At 39.8% G+C, this 17720-nt stretch carries 18 protein-coding genes; 3 read left to right on the forward strand and 15 right to left on the reverse strand.

Annotation, left to right across the window (positions count from 1 at the left end):
- Positions 1-98: 98 nt before the first annotated feature.
- The 12 genes from CDO33_RS12515 to vanR form a co-directional block, all read right to left on the reverse strand.
- Positions 99-1463, reverse strand: coding sequence for a DUF6179 domain-containing protein (locus CDO33_RS12515; RefSeq protein ID WP_103082238.1), 1365 nt, complete (start codon positions 1461-1463; stop codon positions 99-101).
- Positions 1450-1932 carry a DUF6323 family protein gene (locus tag CDO33_RS12520; protein WP_479690684.1) on the reverse strand — a complete coding sequence of 161 codons (483 nt, stop codon included), beginning with the start codon at positions 1930-1932 and terminating at the stop codon, positions 1450-1452. Before CDO33_RS12520 ends, CDO33_RS12515 begins: the two co-directional genes overlap by 14 nt.
- 275 nt (positions 1933-2207) lie before the next feature.
- On the reverse strand, positions 2208-3134 hold the full coding sequence (locus CDO33_RS12525) for an alpha/beta hydrolase (RefSeq protein ID WP_202849518.1): 927 nt from the start codon (positions 3132-3134) through the stop codon (positions 2208-2210).
- Positions 3127-3606 carry a MarR family winged helix-turn-helix transcriptional regulator gene (locus CDO33_RS12530; protein ID WP_161496555.1) on the reverse strand — a complete coding sequence of 160 codons (480 nt, stop codon included), beginning with the start codon at positions 3604-3606 and terminating at the stop codon, positions 3127-3129. Before CDO33_RS12530 ends, CDO33_RS12525 begins: the two co-directional genes overlap by 8 nt.
- A 113-nt stretch (positions 3607-3719) precedes the next feature.
- Positions 3720-3875 (reverse strand): hypothetical protein, encoded by a 156-nt coding sequence (locus CDO33_RS20880; RefSeq protein WP_161496556.1) that lies wholly within the window; start codon positions 3873-3875, stop codon positions 3720-3722.
- Between the two features lie 25 nt (positions 3876-3900).
- Complete coding sequence (locus CDO33_RS20885; RefSeq protein WP_161496710.1) at positions 3901-4038, reverse strand: hypothetical protein; 138 nt, start codon at positions 4036-4038, stop codon at positions 3901-3903.
- Positions 4039-4126: 88 nt separating this feature from the next.
- Positions 4127-4993: a GNAT family N-acetyltransferase gene (locus CDO33_RS12535; RefSeq protein WP_103082241.1), complete on the reverse strand. Its 867-nt coding sequence runs from the start codon at positions 4991-4993 to the stop codon at positions 4127-4129.
- Between the two features lie 721 nt (positions 4994-5714).
- Positions 5715-7706, reverse strand: coding sequence for an ABC transporter permease (locus CDO33_RS12545; protein ID WP_103082243.1), 1992 nt, complete (start codon positions 7704-7706; stop codon positions 5715-5717).
- The gene (locus CDO33_RS12550; protein ID WP_103082244.1) at positions 7703-8386 is read right to left on the reverse strand and encodes an ABC transporter ATP-binding protein; all 684 of its coding nucleotides are present in this window, start codon (positions 8384-8386) and stop codon (positions 7703-7705) included. The genes CDO33_RS12545 and CDO33_RS12550 overlap by 4 nt, the downstream gene beginning before the upstream one ends.
- A gap of 145 nt (positions 8387-8531) precedes the next feature.
- Positions 8532-9548: a D-alanyl-D-alanine carboxypeptidase family protein gene (locus CDO33_RS12555; protein WP_103082245.1), complete on the reverse strand. Its 1017-nt coding sequence runs from the start codon at positions 9546-9548 to the stop codon at positions 8532-8534.
- Between the two features lie 111 nt (positions 9549-9659).
- Positions 9660-10787, reverse strand: a complete 1128-nt coding sequence (vanS, locus tag CDO33_RS12560) for a vancomycin resistance histidine kinase VanS (protein WP_103082246.1) — start codon at positions 10785-10787, stop codon at positions 9660-9662.
- Positions 10777-11475 carry a VanR-ABDEGLN family response regulator transcription factor gene (gene vanR / locus CDO33_RS12565; protein WP_103082247.1) on the reverse strand — a complete coding sequence of 233 codons (699 nt, stop codon included), beginning with the start codon at positions 11473-11475 and terminating at the stop codon, positions 10777-10779. The genes vanS and vanR overlap by 11 nt, the downstream gene beginning before the upstream one ends.
- 340 nt (positions 11476-11815) lie before the next feature.
- Here vanR and CDO33_RS12570 point away from each other — a divergent pair, with 340 nt between their 5' ends.
- The 3 genes from CDO33_RS12570 to CDO33_RS12580 all read left to right on the forward strand — a co-directional run bounded on the left by CDO33_RS12570 (position 11816) and on the right by CDO33_RS12580 (position 14365).
- Positions 11816-12223, forward strand: coding sequence for a sialidase family protein (locus CDO33_RS12570; RefSeq protein ID WP_103082248.1), 408 nt, complete (start codon positions 11816-11818; stop codon positions 12221-12223).
- A 152-nt stretch (positions 12224-12375) separates the two neighbouring features.
- Positions 12376-13047: a response regulator transcription factor gene (locus CDO33_RS12575; RefSeq protein ID WP_103082249.1), complete on the forward strand. Its 672-nt coding sequence runs from the start codon at positions 12376-12378 to the stop codon at positions 13045-13047.
- Between the two features lie 19 nt (positions 13048-13066).
- On the forward strand, positions 13067-14365 hold the full coding sequence (locus CDO33_RS12580) for a sensor histidine kinase (RefSeq protein ID WP_103082250.1): 1299 nt from the start codon (positions 13067-13069) through the stop codon (positions 14363-14365).
- 211 nt (positions 14366-14576) lie between these two features.
- Here the strand turns inward: CDO33_RS12580 and CDO33_RS12585 are convergent, their stop codons facing one another.
- The 3 genes from CDO33_RS12585 to CDO33_RS12595 form a co-directional block, all read right to left on the reverse strand.
- The gene (locus CDO33_RS12585) at positions 14577-15104 is read right to left on the reverse strand and encodes a hypothetical protein (RefSeq protein WP_161496711.1); all 528 of its coding nucleotides are present in this window, start codon (positions 15102-15104) and stop codon (positions 14577-14579) included.
- Positions 15105-15372: 268 nt separating this feature from the next.
- The gene (locus tag CDO33_RS12590) at positions 15373-16617 is read right to left on the reverse strand and encodes a hypothetical protein (RefSeq protein WP_103082252.1); all 1245 of its coding nucleotides are present in this window, start codon (positions 16615-16617) and stop codon (positions 15373-15375) included.
- Positions 16618-17310: 693 nt separating this feature from the next.
- Positions 17311-17664 (reverse strand): DUF2200 domain-containing protein, encoded by a 354-nt coding sequence (locus CDO33_RS12595; RefSeq protein ID WP_103082253.1) that lies wholly within the window; start codon positions 17662-17664, stop codon positions 17311-17313.
- Between the last annotated feature and the right edge of the window lie 56 nt (positions 17665-17720).

The following is a 17720-nucleotide window of genomic DNA, read 5'->3' on the forward strand; positions in this document are numbered from 1 at the left end:
TGTTTTAAACTTGTCTAAACTTTATTGATTATCCTTTCATGCTTTTGATGTTTGATGAAGTTTTATCAATAGCTCATATATTACCACCTTGCCAGATATTAATCCATCACAAGATGTTTTGCAATTTGGAGAATCTGTTCCCGTTTGTTCCTCGGGAGTCCATTAACATAATTTTTCAAATATAATCGCAATGCCTGTTCTGCTTCCGATAAATCTACAGCCTGAATGTCCGATTCAAACGGGTGCCTTTTAATTATAGCTGCAATTTCAACATCTCCGAGGGTATTAAAAAGTGAGATAAATTCTTCTTCCTCCAGCCATGCATCAAGCAAAACATCCTCAAGATCGTCGAAAGATTTCACCTTTTCCTTTATTAATTCCAACTTATCAGATGAATATCTGCAACTAAGCAATTCTTCTATTAACCTTCTATATTCTTCATCATCCATTTTGGCACTGGATTCAAAGTGGATTCCAGGTCCCAAATCCGGATTGATAGAGGTTACGAATACTTTGTTAAGGGTATTCAAATTTAACGCCTTTTCTATATTAGCAGCAATCTTCGGCAAACTATTTTCAATATACCTTTGGATTAAAGGGTCCGTGATTTTCAACTCTTCATATATATCTTTAACCGCCTTGTCAATCCTTAACATAAGGGAAGGATTATCATTTTTGTCCAATGCATCATATAAACGTTGAATATCCTCCTCTGCAATATAGAGCTCTCTGATATTACGGTTGACAAGAGAACATCCCAAAGCCGCTGTTAATACTTGCTCAAAAATATTTATCAATAAGTCCTCATAACCTTCGTCATACCCATAAAGCAGGTGATGGATGTTCTCTGTTGCAAAATTCTTGCAAAATTCGTTCTCCAGATATAAATTTTCGAGGTATTCCTGAATAAACTCCACCCCTGTCAAATCATTAACAGGATTGCAAAGCTGATAATCAATAGAAGCGGGAACATCATGAGCCTCATAGTCCAAGTTGTATGACTTAAAGAAACCCCCAATCCCATTTTCGCTAAGGGTCGAATTATATGAATGATTGGGCGTGTCTATTCTGTTCTCTCGCACCATATCATAAAAACGCTTTGCAGCTTGCAATTTAGTGTTAGCTATTTTTCTGCCCCTCTCATACAACTCAGAAACATTTACAGTTTTCAACTCGACTGCAGCATGATCCGGATCCGGTAAAGATTTTAAGTATAGCCCTATTGTATAAAAATTAGATTTCATAATGCTTTCAGCAGTCTCAACTTTTATGGAACTGCTTTCACCCATATTATATCTCTCACATTTATATGATAAGAGACTTATACATTGCAGCTGAATATTTTCTATATCGGACTCACTTAAAAGTCCACAGGCATATGCTTCATGTAAAATGGCATTAAAATAGAACTCCCCACTCAAATTTTGAATATTAATAATATGACGCTTTTCAATATTCGCCATCCTCATCCTCCTCATCCTCATCAAATTCATCATCCTCTGAATATTCAGGATCGTACCCAAAGCGCAAATTGCGAGCCAGCTTGTCAAGTTCACGTCCTGCCAGCAGTTCCAATGATCCTTGGCATTTGCCGTCAAAGGAATCTTTCATAAACTTAATCAGTTCATCATCACTTATTAAATCGAGAGTTTCATTCTTATAAAAATAAAAAATTTCAATTAACTCATGAAGCGTTTCTGCATAGTTGTGCATGGAAATATAAGGAGAATCGCAGAACTCCTTGATAATTTTTTCAATTATGCCACCGCCGAATTCAATGCGTCCATTTCTTTTCAGTGAAGAAGTTCTCGTTTCAACTAATTCAATGGCATCCTGGGGAGATAAAGATAGCCCGAATCCAAGAGTAAAATCATTACATTTTAAGATTTCACCAACTGCTTGCTTTTGTACCAGGGATGAATATAAATTCATGATCTCAAGTGCCAATAGGCTCACCTCCAAGAAAAATCAAAATATTTAAAAATAGCCCTTGACATTTTACCTCAAATATGATATAGTTAAAATGGTATAGTATGTTATGTTTTATTGGGCGATAAGTTTGATTATACCATCGAATTTTAATAAAAGCAATACTATAAAGAAAAAGCCACCTTTATATGCTACATAAACGGTGGCTTTCGTGCTCGTTGACCCTGTATTCTTCTGTTAAATCCTAATTGCTAAATACTAAACTTCTATCAATACCATCACTGAACCTCAGACTTTTCCTCATATATTTCCTTTATAAATGCCTCGACTTCGTCCCATGCCTCGTTGGCGTCAGGCAGTTCAGGAAACAGCATCTGAAATACATGGAACATGCCGGGATATGTTGTCTGTCGAACTTCAACTCCAGCTTCTTTTGCCTTTTGTGCAACCTTAATGGTATCGTTTAAAAGCATTTCATCTCCACCCACCTGCATTAACATGGGAGGAAAACCGTCATACTCGCCATAAATAGGTGAAATATACGGATTGTCGGCTCGGTTGTTGCCTACATATGCAGGAGTCTTGCGTTTGTAATTCAGATTTGTCCATGCGGACATGGTTATTAAAGCAGCAGGCATCGGCATGTCATTATCTCTTAAATAAAGGGCAGTCGCAAGCGTAAGCCCTCCGCCTGCCGAATCACCCGCTATAATGATGTGTTCCGGCAGGTATCCCTGCTCCAAAAGCCATTTATATGCCAGTACAGCATCCTCTAATGCCGCGGGAAAAGGATGTTTCGGAGCGACCCGGTAATCTACGGTCAAAACCCCGGCTCCGCTTAGCTTGGCATATTGTACCGCCGCACGCCGGTATGTTGTGCCGTTGTCCTCCAGAGAGCGGCTGTAAGCTCCACCATGAAGCTGCAGGATTGCCTTTTCAGGCTTAGTTCCCTTTGCCTTAACCCATTCCATTGTTATTCCGTCAACTTCTATGATTTCTAAGGAGTAATCCTCCGGCAACGTCCAGTTATCGTTCAGTTGGTTTAAAAGCTTGATGTTGCCATTCCCACCGATATCTAATCTGTTTTGCAGATAAACTCGGCTTCTGAAGCTTCTGAACATATACCAGGCACCTCCGGCAACCACAGAGATAATTAATATAATTACAATCCACTTAATAGATTTACTTTTATTTCTCTTACTCATCGCTTCGGACCCCCTTCTCGTCAAGCATTTCTTTGTAAATTTCCGTAAGCTTGTCGATTAAATCAATCAATTTGTCCGTATCGGAGTCGCCTAAGGATGCGACAAGCCTTTCAGCAATGCTCAAAATCCCTCTGTTTGCCTTTTCTATGGCTCTAATGCCTGCTTCGGTCAATTCAATTTTCACACTTCTTCTGTCTTCTTTATCAATGCTCCTTGTGATGAATCCCCTATGTTCCAGATCGTTGAGGATGCGTGTAATGGATGGGCGGGACAACTCAAGCATATCGGACAGATCTGCAGCTTTAATGTATCCTTGCTTTCCGCAACTTGACAAATCACTGTTTGAAAGCCATATATTCCGCAAAACAAGATACTCTCCTTGCGAAAGATCGCCGCTGCTTAATAATTTGTTTAACTGCCTCCTCATATTAAGACAGGAATTCAACAGGTGGAATCCTTTTTGCTGCTTCATAGGCATTACCTCATATCGATATTTTAGTTTTTAATAAAAATAGTTTCGTATGTGAACTATTATAGCTAGAAATCAATTTAAAATCAATAGCGTTTACTGACAAAAATTAATTCTCAGGGTAATGCTGCTTTGATTTCCTTAAATATTCTGCCGTTGCTGTATTTCCATTTTTCAGCATTTCCAATGGCGTTCCTGCAAACACAACTTACCGTTATCAGACATCCCGCAGGATAACTTACATCTGCACCATTTATAATAATATCATTCATCCCTATTCCTCCCGACCCTCATGCTTTATGCTTTTGCAGCTATATTAATCCCTCTTTTCAGGAAAAGAGCAAGCAAGTTCTTTGTTTTATTGAACCATACTTTGGCATGCATCCCTCTATTATACAACCTTGTTGCAATTGCCAAACTTTTAAATCCTATCATGCAGTAAAAAATTGGGGATGGCATCGAAACCATCCCCAACTCAGCAACCAGTGCTCCACTCTCAACATGCGACCAGCGGTAACAATATCTATTCAAATCTCAACATGAGCGAATCACAAACCGGCGTATATCCTATTTTTTGATAAATGCTATTCGATGTTGGATTCAGCAAATCCGTGTATAATACGCACTTTTTATATCCTCTGTCCAATGCCATTTGACTGATTTGAGCCACGCATGAAGTGGCATAACCCTTTCCGCGATAATAAGGAGGGGTATACACAAATGCCACGCCGATAGCTGTTTGCAATTCCCTTGTATAACCTGCCATAGAGACAGGTATCCCATCGACCTCCAAAGCGTAGAGCTTTTTAGTAGATAATCGGTATCGATATGCTTCTTCATTTTGAGGGATTGACATTTCTGTTGCTCCATAACTACTTGCTGCATTAAATGCCTCAAGCCAGTATGGGAAAAAATACATATCTCTTTCATCCAGCAAACGAACGACACCAAATTGCTTAATATCTGGATTTACTGCCTTAAGCTCATATATGCGCTGGCTCATGGTTGTTTTAAAGGTTAATCCCTTTAGAGAGGTATATTCACTGGCAAAATGCTCCGCCAGGTTTTTTTCAGTCATCACACCGGGAATTTCATAGCCTTTCAGTCCATCTATCAGGCAGTTTATGGCTTTTGAATTGATTACATTGTCTGTAGCATAAAGTGTGATATTATGCGGTGGTGTCATTAAAGCGGTAAGCTGTATACCCTTTTCATCCGAAACAGTTGCCATAAGCCAATTTGCAGGGTCACGCCAGTCTGTTTTATCTTTCCCTTCATGTCCAATTATGATATTGCCAAGGAGAATCATGTTCTGCGACTCGTGACGCATTAACACATCATAGGTATCATAGTAAAACTCATGCACATCCTTATACAACTTGAATTGCATTTCTAACCACCCTTTCTCACACTAAATAATATAAACAGTTTACATTAACAGTCATAAATTTTGCTCCCGTTCATCGCTGTGAAATCAACCCATAACCCAGCCTGACCAAACACCATAATTTAAAATATGTTCTGAAGCATAATTGAATCTTATTGCTTGCTCTTAAATGGTGACATTAAGAAAAATATCATGGCAATTATATAAGCGAAATACATGGTATATACTACTTCCAAAGGCATAGGCCAACTCATTTCGGGATAATTTAAGGCAATAGCTGCAAAGCTGAAAGCTATAACTAACATGAATATTCCCAAGCTTCTTGATAGTTTTTTACTCATGGTTTATGCCTTTTTGAAAGCTAGTTTAATAACATTATAGATTTTTTTCCAGTTATTCTCAAGCCCCCTCCTATACAGAGAATTTCCTCTTTATTGGCGGCTAAACTTATTTATATTGATTATACTTGTATTTGCTTTTAATAGTAAATTTATCAATTTTTAATTCAAATCCCTATATAAGCACAGGTTGATGCGTCCCTCCTTTTTCCTCAGCCTATATATTATCTCATCTGTCACATCATACCTACCCTACTTCATCCTCAACTTTTTCCCAAAAAAATACCCTTGATATGTTTCCTCATGCACATATCAAGGGTTAAAGTCGAGTATGCATATTTGCATTATTTTAAACCCAGCATTATAAATTTACTTTGATTTTACAATCAATGTTCTGAGTGTATAGTTTCAATAATACTATCGCAGCGAAGCCGTGATATTGAATACCGCATTATGATCCAAGTTATGGCAATCACACCGAGCGTACACTGAAGTATTGGCATCCAGGGTATCGCATAATCCAATTTTACCGGTGAGGTAAAAGCTCGATATAATAAGTACGACCCGAGGACACCAAGGGGCACTCCAAAAACAAGGGATTTAACCGAACATAGCAAGCTTTCAAGGTTCAGCATGCGTCTAAGCCCTGCCGGTGTGATGCCGACACTGCGCAAAACGGCAAATTCACGCCCACGGGAACGAACGTTGGTGGATATGGTGCTGATTACATTAGTCATCCCAATCAGCGTCAGCATCGTGATGAACCCGTATATAAATACCATAATCAAGCGGCTTATATCGCGGACCTCAAAAGGGATTTCCTCCATATTTTTTACTTCAATATATTCCGAACTTCCCTCAAATGTAATGGAATCATGCAATATTTCCTCAGCATATTTTGCGAAACCCTTCGGATTCTTTGCTTCTATAAACCATATGTAACGGGTGGCATTAAGCTGCGGAACAATAACCGTCACATTGCCCACATAAGTTGCCGCCACCTCATTCGGCACATCACGGATATCAAGCATACCACCCAAGGACAACTCAACTTTGGAATTATCTTTTGGGTTTGTTAAATTCAAAGTCTGAGGGGTAAATGCAAAGGGTTCAAATATTGATTTTCCGGCACCGTCACCGCCGGGTATTCGTGCATAATTTACAAGTATGTTAGAGCCAAGGGGAACCCCCGCTTTTTTACACAGCTTTGCATAATTCTCTTGGTCCGTGATGAATAAGGTAACGGGTACTGAATATCCGTCCCCGGCAGGGACATATCCATTAGAGTTGAAAATTTCAAGCATCTTGGATGTCAGTATTTCTTTCGGTATAACTGTTTTGTACGAGTTATAATCACCTTCCAGCACATCATCTCCAACGCCAAATACGCTGGTGTTGGGATACTCGCGGAATTTCACAGTTATTTGGTCTGCAATAGCGCTGTTTAACGTAGCATACTCATGCTCTTTACTTTCATTGCTTCCGTTATCAGGCTTTGCTTCTTCCGGGGGTAAAAATGTGCATACTACATTTGCGTTTTCTACACCCGGGTAATACAATCGCGTGATTTCTTTATATTGCCCGCTGAAATAACCGGCGGCGATAAACAGCACTATGCTTGCGGTGAGGGACACAACAGTTGCGCGGAAATTTCTCCGGCTTCTTTTCAGTGACTTATAAGCAAGGGTACCTTCAAAACCGAACAGCTTTCCGATGAGAAGCCCTCCCCGGACATTCCTTGCTTTGATTTCAACCTCACCTCTTCCCCGTATAGCGTCAATTGAAGCCATCTTTGCAGCCTTGCTGGCTGGAATCCATGCCGACATCCACACAGTCCCAAAGGATAGCATTATCGAAATTACTATGGCCTGCCATGCAACAATAAAATCAAAGTTGATTTGAAAAGAGTTCCTTCTGTTTGCCGCAGCCAGAAGATTATCCATGATCTGTATACCTGCAAAATTGACGATTAGTCCCAACACAATACCTATGGGAATAGCGACTGCTGCGAGCAATATCCCTTCATACATGATTATTTGTGCTATCTGCCGCTTTGTCGCACCGACGCTTTTCAGAATGCCGAACTGCCTGATACGCTCTCCCGCGCTGATGCGGAAGGAATTGGATACAACTATAACGGAAGCGGCTGTTATAATGGAACCGAAAACAGCGCCCAATCCCAAAAGCATCTCATTATACATGGAGTTATAATAACGGTTCTCGCCCAATAGACCCTTAAACATAACATCAGCGCTGGCAACAAAGCCGGAGACAGCGGTTATCATTGCCGTTGACAGCATTATTCCGGCAAGGGTAAAAAGGGTGCGGCTCCGGTTTGTTTTCAATTGGCTGTACGCCAATCCTGCAGCTAGTTTCATCGGCACACCACCTCATCCCTGATGATTTGTCCATCGCTGATGGTAATGACCCGATCGGCCTGGACAGCTATTTTTTCGTCATGGGTGATGATAATCAATGTCTGATTGTATCGCTTATTCGACAGCTTCAAAAGCTCTATAATCTCTCTGCTGGATTTGCTGTCCAGATTGCCCGTAGGTTCATCGGCGAGGATGATCGCAGGATCATTGATCAATGCCCTTCCTACGGACACGCGCTGCTGCTGTCCCCCGGAAAGCTCATTGGGTAAGTGTTTCGCCCTATCAGTCAACCCGATTGTTTCAAGTATCTTCTTAAGCTTATCTCCATCCGGTTTGCGATTGTCCAAAAGGCACGGCAGCAAGATGTTTTCTTCCGCCGTTAGCGTCGGAATGAGATTATAAAACTGATAAACAAGCCCTATATTACGGCGGCGAAAAACCGCAAGCTCGCTTTCATTCAGCTTAAAGATATCCTTGCCGGAAATTTCAACGCTGCCTGACGTAGGGCGGTCAACGCCACCGATCAAGTGCATAAGGGTTGATTTCCCTGAGCCGGATGCGCCTACGATGGCTACAAACTCTCCTTTTTCCACGCTGAAGCTCACACCACCTAAAGCCGTAACAGTTGTGTCACCTTTGCCATATGTCTTGGTTAAATTTTTGACTTGCAAAATAGCCATTACTTGTCCTCCTCATTTTTGATAATGTATATTAAAAGAATGAAAAAAGCCTGCCTGTTTCAACAGTTTCATCTTATCGAAATCAGGCAGGCCATGTTGGAAGTTTAACTTATCAAAATCTTATTTAATTCTTATGAAGAACTTATTATTTTCTTATGCTGTTGTACACTGCCACTGCATCCGTAACATTGTATTGTTCGGTTTTGTGATTTCCTTTGGCACCGGTTGTTATCAATATATATTCCTCTCTACCCACTTTGGCGAGGCTTGCGAGACATAGACCTGCCTTATCGGTATATCCGGTTTTCCCTCCTAAAATTTCCCCGTCAGCAATGTTTTGATCACCAAGCTTTTCATACATGGTGCTGTAAAAGGTTATCCCGCCGGGGTGTACATTGGTAGGCGGCGTGGAATAGCGGAATGTAGTGAAAATCTCCCGGAAAGCATCATTTTCTAAAGCATAGCTTAGAAGAACAGCCAGATCCTCGACAGTTGTGTAGTGGTTTTCAATGTGAAGCCCCGTCGTATTTTCAAAATGGGTATTTTTCATGCCAAGGTCTTCCGCCTTTTGATTCATTAAATTTACAAAATTCTCTTCAGATCCAGCTATATGTTCTGCAAGTGCAATACAGCACTCCGCACCGCTGGGCAGCATTACTCCGTACAAAAGATCGATGGCCCTTACCTCTTCGCCCGGTTGGAAACCTGCCATTGACGCATCTGCTTCGAAAAGTCCCTGAAACATAGAGTTGGTAAGCTTTATTTTTTCCTTAAGATTGTACAAATTCTCTATCGCAACAATGGTTGTCATCATTTTAGTCAAGGAAGCAGGATAGATTTTTTCATCGCTATTTTTTTGCATCAGTATGGTATTGTCTTTTAAACGGATCAGAATCGCGTTACGGCTGTGCAGCCCGTTTTCAGATATAGATGCAGGGGAATCAGCTTTTTTCTCCGGCGGAGATACCGGGATTATCTTATAGCCAGAGGAATCAGGTTTTATAGTCAAAGAATATGGCGAGGTTTTATCGGCATATTCTAATATGTTATAGTTTTCCGGAGTAATAATGGATATATAGGCAAAAGCAGCAATGGCAGCCATCATAAGAAATATTGCGAATATGCTTATTCCCGATTTTTTCTTTCTTGTTTTTTGCACCATAATTAAACAGCTCCTTATTTTATGATGATACTATTCAACCACAAAACAAGGAGCAATGTTGGAATTTCATCTTATGAACCTCTTAAGATTTTCTTAAAACAAAAGAAGCTTTTATACCGGAAGCTTTACTGTAAATGTAGTATTTTCTGTGTTGCTTTCCACAGATATTGTTCCGTCGTGAGCATTGACAATTTCTTTGGCGATGGCCAAGCCCAGCCCTGCTCCACCGGTGTTTGTGGAGCGCGCAGAATCCAACCGGTAAAATTTCTCAAAAATAGTATCAAGCTTTGTCTGCGGGATTGGATTCCCCTGATTGGTAAAAGTTATTTTGATATAGTTGTCCTGCTGTTTGGCAGAAATGTCAATGACGCTGTTTTCATAGCTATAGGCTATCGCATTTTTCAAAATATTGTTGAACACACGGGCTAGTTTGTCTGCATCTCCCCACAGAGTTAAACCTTCAGGCACATTGACCGACACCTGCTTTCGTTGTGGAGTCAGCAATGGATAGAATTCATCCGCCATCTGCTGGAGCATGAAAAGCAAATTTATTTTTTCCTTATTCAAAACAATAGTTTGAAGGTTAAATCTTGTGATTTCAAAAAACTCGTTTATAAGCTTCTCTAACCGATAAGCCTTTTCCAAGGTAATACCGACATATTTTGCCTTTTGCTCCTGAGGCATATCCGGAGCTTCATTCAGAAGACTCAAATATCCTATGATGGATGTCAGAGGCGTCTTTATATCATGAGCCAGATAAACTACCAAATCATTTTTTCGTTGTTCGGCATCAAGGGCGGCTTTCTTTTGCTTTTCCAACTTATTTTTTATCTGATTAATCTTATTTTCCATGAAATCCAACTCCGGTGACAATGTAATCTCTTCATCGGTTTCATCCGTAAGCTTATCCATTCCGATGCTGATCTCATCAAAATATTTTGTTAGCCATGAGATGGAAAACCTAAAAAGTATGACTAAAAATATCAGAGTCACAAAAAAAAGAATCTTATCCATATTTTTACGGAATACAAGATTATAGATTGTGTATGCATCTGAATAACTAAAAGAAAAAACATCGATTAAAAACCGGACAATACGGTCTCCGATCTGTCCACGCAGAATATTGCGCAACAGATAAACAGTCACCGCGGCAGTAACTGTTATCAGAAGCATTTGAAAAAACACTTTTCTTTTTAATTTTATATAATCATTCCTTCTTTTATCCCTCTTATCTGTCAATTTTATAGCCAACCCCCCATACCGTTTTGATGTACTTGGGATGTTCCGCGTTATCGCCCATTTTTTCCCTCAAATGCCGGATATGAACCATTACCGTATTATTGCTGTTGGTAAAATACTTGTCTCCCCATACCTCACGGAACAATTCTTCTGAACTGACTACGCGCCCCCGGTTGGAAGCCAGCACCCATAGAATTGAAAACTCTGTGGGAGTTAGAGATAGAGGCCTTTCATTCAATGTGCATTCGTGGGTGTCCTTGTTTAAAACCAAACCGGCAAAGGCAATAAGCTTTTCCTCTCGCAACAGTTCGGAGGAATTGTATCTGGTAAATCTCCGAAGCTGTGCTTTAACACGGGCAACAAGCTCCAAAGGCTGAAAGGGCTTTGTCACGTAATCATCCGCACCAAGGGTCAGCCCGGTAATTTTGTCAATTTCTTCATCTTTAGCAGTCAGCATGATAACAGGGAAATTGTGATTCTCCCTGATTCTCTGACAGAGGGTAAAGCCATCAATGTCCGGCAGCATCACATCAAGTATTGCCAGATCCAGTTTTTCCGACATTACGCATTTCAACGCATCCTGACCGTAATAAAATTTGTACACTGTATAGCCTTCATTTTTTAAATAAACTTCAATCAGATCCGCTATGGACTGCTCATCATCCACAACCATGATATTCATGCTCATAAGTTCTATCCCTTCTCATTTACATAAAAGCTTAATTATATAGTACCGAATATAAAAATTTATATCATATTAATTATCTTAAAAAAACCTTAAGTTTTTATTAAGATGACCCATTTCACATATTAACACAAAAGACTGTTATAAAAAACGCAATTTCTTCTATTTAGCATATCACACGCGTCACCTATCCATCATCCATTTTAATCTTGAATCCATATGAAAAAAGCAAAATTATATTTTTCATTAAAGGTTCACTAAAGGTAGATAGTTTATATTAGTAAATGTAAGGTAGCTGCCTACAAAAAACTATTAAAAAACTTAAAATGGAGGTAATGTAAAAATGAAAAACAGAATTATATCAATGTTGGATACTACAAAAAAGAAAGTGGGTGCTGTTGCTCTCTGTGGAGTGCTTGCTGCTGCAATAGGCACCGGAGCAGTTTTTGCAGCAAACTCTATGAATACTTTGCAGGTCAAGATGGAAAACGGAGTTAGGAGTTACTCCACGGATGACGGTAAGACTTGGAGCACAAATGCTCCTGAAGGTGTAACGGTAAGCGAAGAAGATGGAAAAATTACCATTACCAAAGGTATCCCCCCGAAAGACGGCGATGGTAATGGAATGCTGATCAAAATGGAAGATGGCGTAAGGTTTTTCTCTACCGATGGCGGTAAGACCTGGAGCCAAAATGCTCCGGAGGGCGTAACAGTGAATCAAGATGGTTCTGTGACTAAAGTTGGCAAATAATCAGATCAGTTGAAGCAAAACAACAAACCAACTCATATATAAAAGCAAAAATATTTCCTAAACACATAGGAGCTGCAACTAGCTCCTATGTGCATGCATGCTTCAGAGAATATAGCATTAACCTTTTAAATTGGCAGCAAGGAGGCAAAGGAATGAGGATACTGATGGTGGAAGATGAGAAATATATGGCGGAAGCTGTTGCTCAAGTTTTAAAAAAGAATAACTATAGCGTTGATTTGGCCTATGACGGTGAAGATGGGCTGGATTACGGGCTTTCAGGCATTTATGATATAATAATTCTTGATATCATGCTGCCTAAAATGGATGGTATAAGCATTCTTAAGGAATTGCGGAAAAACAACATACAAACACCTGTTATCCTGTTGACTGCAAGAGGTGAAACGGAAGACAAGGTACGAGGTCTTGACAGCGGCGCAGATGATTACCTGGCGAAGCCATTCCATACCGACGAACTGTTAGCCCGTTTACGTGCATTGGGGCGCAGAAATACGGAGATGATAGCAAATGATGGCATACTGAAATATGGAGATATCAAACTGAATCCTCATAGTCTCAAGCTCGAATGTGGAGGCAAAGAGATAATTTTGACATTGAAGGAGTCCCAATTATTGGAGTTGCTAATAAAAAGAAAAGGCTTGATTGTCTCAAAGGAAAATATCATTGAAAAGCTATGGGGTTATGATACCGATGCAGAAGATAACCGTGTAGAAATACATGTATCCCTTTTGCGAAAAAAGCTGGCTCAGTTGGATTCCGATGTTTCCATTCATACCATAAGAGGTGCGGGATATATCTTAAAATAGACAAAGGATGGGCAGTAAAATGTTTAAAAAATTGCGCAACAAATTACTCATTCTTAATATGTCCATGACTTCGGCAGTTATGATTGCTGCCTTTACTGTCATTTATATCATCAGCTATAATAATGTAAATAAGGAAATCGCAAAAAGACTGGACCCGCAAGCTGGAATGCTGACTGTAATAGAAGGAACAGAACTGCCGGATGATGCAAAAAACAGTGACTCCAAAACCCTTAATAAGAGATTTTCATCCGATGATACTTATACCTTCAGCATACAGGTAGACGAAAAGGGCAGAATTCTGGAAATAGACTCTCCCCTTAACATGCCTGAAGAAGCATACAATAAAGCTGCCGATATTGCCTGGAGCAATAAAAACAACAGTACCACAATAACTCTGGAAGGCAGGCAGTGGAAATATACCATAGCTCAAATAAAAAGGCAGGTCATTCAGGAGGACGGAAGGTCCTATACCGTTGCGGAAAGCAAATACCAGATAATGTTTTTGGATGTTACGGGGTATAAAAAAACGCTGCTCCAATTGCTGACTACTTTGGTTTCCGTAGGATTAATAATGCTTTTTGCCATTTTTATAATTAGCCTTTATTTTGCCAACCGGGTAATTAAACCCATATCCGAGGCTTGGGAAAGGCAAAAGCAATTTGTTGCTGATGCTTCCCATGAATTAAAAACACCCATTTCAATTATAAATGCCAATTGCGACGCACTTTTGGCAAATAAAGAGGAAACCATTCAGAGTCAAATAAAATGGCTTGATTATATAAAAATCGGAACCGACAGAATGACAAAACTTATCAACGATCTTTTGTCTCTGGCCAAAATGGAGGATGTGAGATTTGCAATACAAAAAGTTACCTTCAATATGAGCAGTGCAGTCAATGATGTGATTTCATCGATGGAAGCTGTGGCGGCCGAAAAAGATATAAAGCTCACCCGTTCCATAGAGCCCAACATAATTGTTAAGAGCGATGCTGAAAGAATTAAGCAGGTCGTCACCATTTTATTGGACAATGCGGTAAAGTATACAAATGAAAAGGGGCAGATCGATATATCCCTGGTTAAGTCAAAACGTCATGTTACCTTTTCCATAAAAAACAGCGGGAAAGGGATAGCCAAAAAAGATTTACCCAAAATATTCGACCGGTTTTATCGGATAGATCCCTCCAGGGCGCAGGGAACCGGCGGTTATGGCTTGGGACTGTCAATCGCGAAGACCATTATGGATAGATTGGGTGGCGAGATATATGCTGCCAGTGTGGAAAATGAATATACCATATTTACCTTTAAGATTGAATTATAATGAACAAATGCTTTTATTGATTAACAATGTGGATAAATCCATATAAAAACCTCCTCTTGTTTTATTTGCACTAACTAAAATAAAATCAGAAGAGGTTTTTGTATTAAAAATTAAATATATTCAAAACTCCATTAAGCCTTTGCAGGCTTTTGTCCGTACCATCGCTTTCAACGTTTTCGGCCATCAGCTGCCAATCTGGCAGTCCGTATGTCTACCTTACCAGTTCAAAGTTGGTAAACACCCATCTCCCGTTTATGCATTCATACTGAAAATCATGCTCCTCGGTACCAGTTACATTCTGTGAGACGGGATCGTCATATATCTCCACGAAAACCTTGTAAAGGATCTTCGTATCGCTTTCCCGAACAATCTCATAAGTTTCCTTTCCTTTTGTTATATCGCTGCCCCTATCGGCGGGAATAGCGTACAATGCCCCGTCAATATCCCGATAGCGTATTATCGAACCGTCACCAGCCAATAACTTTTCCACTATGTCATCCGAAAAGAGGGTTTGCAGATATGATTTCAAATCCGCACAGCTTTTGATCGTATCATGTGTTACCTTATAATACTCGAACCCATCCAATTCCTTTCTGTCCGAATAGTCAACCGGCATGGTTGTAGCGTCAAACCAGCTGTATGCTTCTACTGCTTTTTGATACGACTCATTAATCATGTCGTCCGTAAGCACACTTTCCCCGCCTTCATCGTGACTTTCCCTGTTTTCATTAAGGTTCACTTCATTTTTCTCGGTGCATGCAGAAAGTGTGCAAATTGTAATGATAAACAAAAGTAAAAGATATTTCTTTATATTATGTAGACTGTCCATTTAATTGCTATTTCCTTTCTTTTTAAAATTAATTGAAATATTGAGTAAAATCCCGCATACCACTATCAGCCATGCAAAAATGTCAAACCAAGGCAATTATGACTCCAGGCATGAATCCTCCGTTATTATGGTGGTCAGATGCCTTTTGGCATCTGACCACCATAGTCCTAGATTAACACTAATTAATTACTATTATTTTATATGCGGCACTGAACCCGTATGATGATCCAACATAAGCGTTACCAAACAATACTTGGTTTCCATTTGGACCTACAGGATCACATACTGTAAATAGGCCATCATAGCTGGAAGCCATCACCGATGCTGAGAGCTTGGTCTTACTGTTATATGCGGTTATCCATGCGTTTATTTCCTCTTCACTTACAGTACCTTCCAATTTGCTCTCATCCACCGTAATCCTTGTCGATAAATTAGGTTTATAGCTGATAGGTGTTTCATGGGTTGTAGATATAAATACGACGGTGTGGGTTCTCGTACCGCTTTGAAAGGATACTGCAATCCCCTCGGGATTCAATGATAAATAATATGCTATAGCATTGGCTTTATCCTCATCGGTACCGGTAAGCGAATAGGACGTATATGTTCTCCCAAATCCACCTATCGCATCAGCATGGTACATGTAAACAGGATCTCTTGTCGTATTGGCTACATACTTGCCATCTGTGTATGTTATCGTTGGGAAAAGCGTATTTGAATATGCAACTGTAAAAGGATCGGGTTGTAAAATGCTTGTACTGCCGGTTCTTACATCATACCTTGGTTGGGTAGTTGTTGCACCTAAATTCTTTAATATCATTGCATAGGAAGTGGCAACGCAGCCGGCATTTTTAATTCGATCTAACCAAGTCGAAGACGACGGTTTGCCGTCGGCATTTTTATAGTAAAGGTTATCCAAATTGGTTGTCGTGTAATCAGGAGAGTTTTGGCAGAAATAAGCATAATTATTAAGATACAATTTTGCTCTGACTCTATATTTGTTATTAGTATCGTGACTTCCATTATACCCGACAACCTTAAAGTAGTATGTGCTGTTTTTTGTTACAGGTATATTTGACACCAGCTCTTGCGAGGTTGTGCCTATTGACTTGTCAAGAAGCGTGCCACTGGAATTATAAACATATAAATCATAGTCCTTGCCGGATGGAATATCTCCCAACCAGAAGTTCATATACCCGGAAAGTCCGGCAACCACATTAAAATAATCAGTATCAGAGCTTGAACTGATCTTTCCATAAATAGTATCGTCTTGATTTACTAAATTGGCTGTTGACATAGTATCGTTGGATTCGGTCTCATTTTTAGCTACTGCATTTGGTTCAACATCAAAAGCGTATGTAGACGAATTAAATATTATGCCCATCAACAAGCTCATGCATAAAAGCATTATAACTTTCTTTCTCATTTCAACCCTTCCTTTCTTATCGTTGTACTTTTTGAATAACCATCTTATTTTTCCTGTGAATGCACCTCTACCACCATATAAAATTTCAAATAGCCCAACGGAATCATCTCCTTAAATTTTATCCTTCACTAATAAAACAAATCAGAAGGGCTTTTTGTGACAGGAAATAAAAAAGCTCATGAACATTTTTCAGTGTCAGTCATCTTTATATGACAGGAAGCCTCAATGCCGTCCTTGAAGGATGATCCAAATCCTCCGCAGCGCATTTGAGTAAGGCTGTGGATGTGATTCCACAATCAAACACGCAAAAATATAGGGCTTTCCAGCATCATCGCCCCTGCAAAACACGGATTAAACAAGCGGCAATTCATCGGAAAGCCATATTCAAGCCATTTAAGCTTTTATCTTTATATTTAAGCTTTTATCTTTGCATAAAAGCTTTTTTATATTATTCATCAACACCTCGCACTATGCGTTTTGAAAAATAAAAATGCCGTTTTAGCCTGGTTAGGCCTTAACGGCATTTTATGACAATATAAAGCTGTCTAAATATAAAGCTGTTTAATACAGTCTTATGGTAAAATCCTTGGAAAATTCCCAGAACTCCGGGAAATTAAAACAGAACTGCGCATTTAATTCAGTCCAATTTATAAGGATCTTTTTAGGCAGATGCCTCACCCTTTGCTAAGGCGGCTATACGTTTCTCAAAACCTTCTCCATCGGCTTGCCTTTTGCCAGTTCGTCCACTAATTTGTCCAACCAGCGTATTTTCTGCATAAGCGGATCTTCTATTTCCTCAACACGAACTCCGCATATCACTCCAGTTATTTTGGAAGCGTTCGGATTGATTTGAGGGGCCTCGGCAAAGAACGTCTCAAAGTCCACTTCTTTGTCTATTTGAGCCTGCAATCCCTGTTCATCGTAGCCTGTCAGCCATTGGATGACGGTATCGACTTCTTCTTTTGTGCGTCCTTTGCGCTCAGCTTTTTGAACATACAGAGGATAGACACTGGAGAATTTCATTTTGAATACACGTTCGTTTTTCATACTTCATCCCTCCACTTGCTTCGGCGCTTCTTCAGCGACAGTTTATCAGTTCACAC

Source organism: Clostridium thermosuccinogenes (assembly GCF_002896855.1).
Lineage (GTDB): Bacteria > Bacillota > Clostridia > Acetivibrionales > DSM-5807 > Pseudoclostridium > Pseudoclostridium thermosuccinogenes.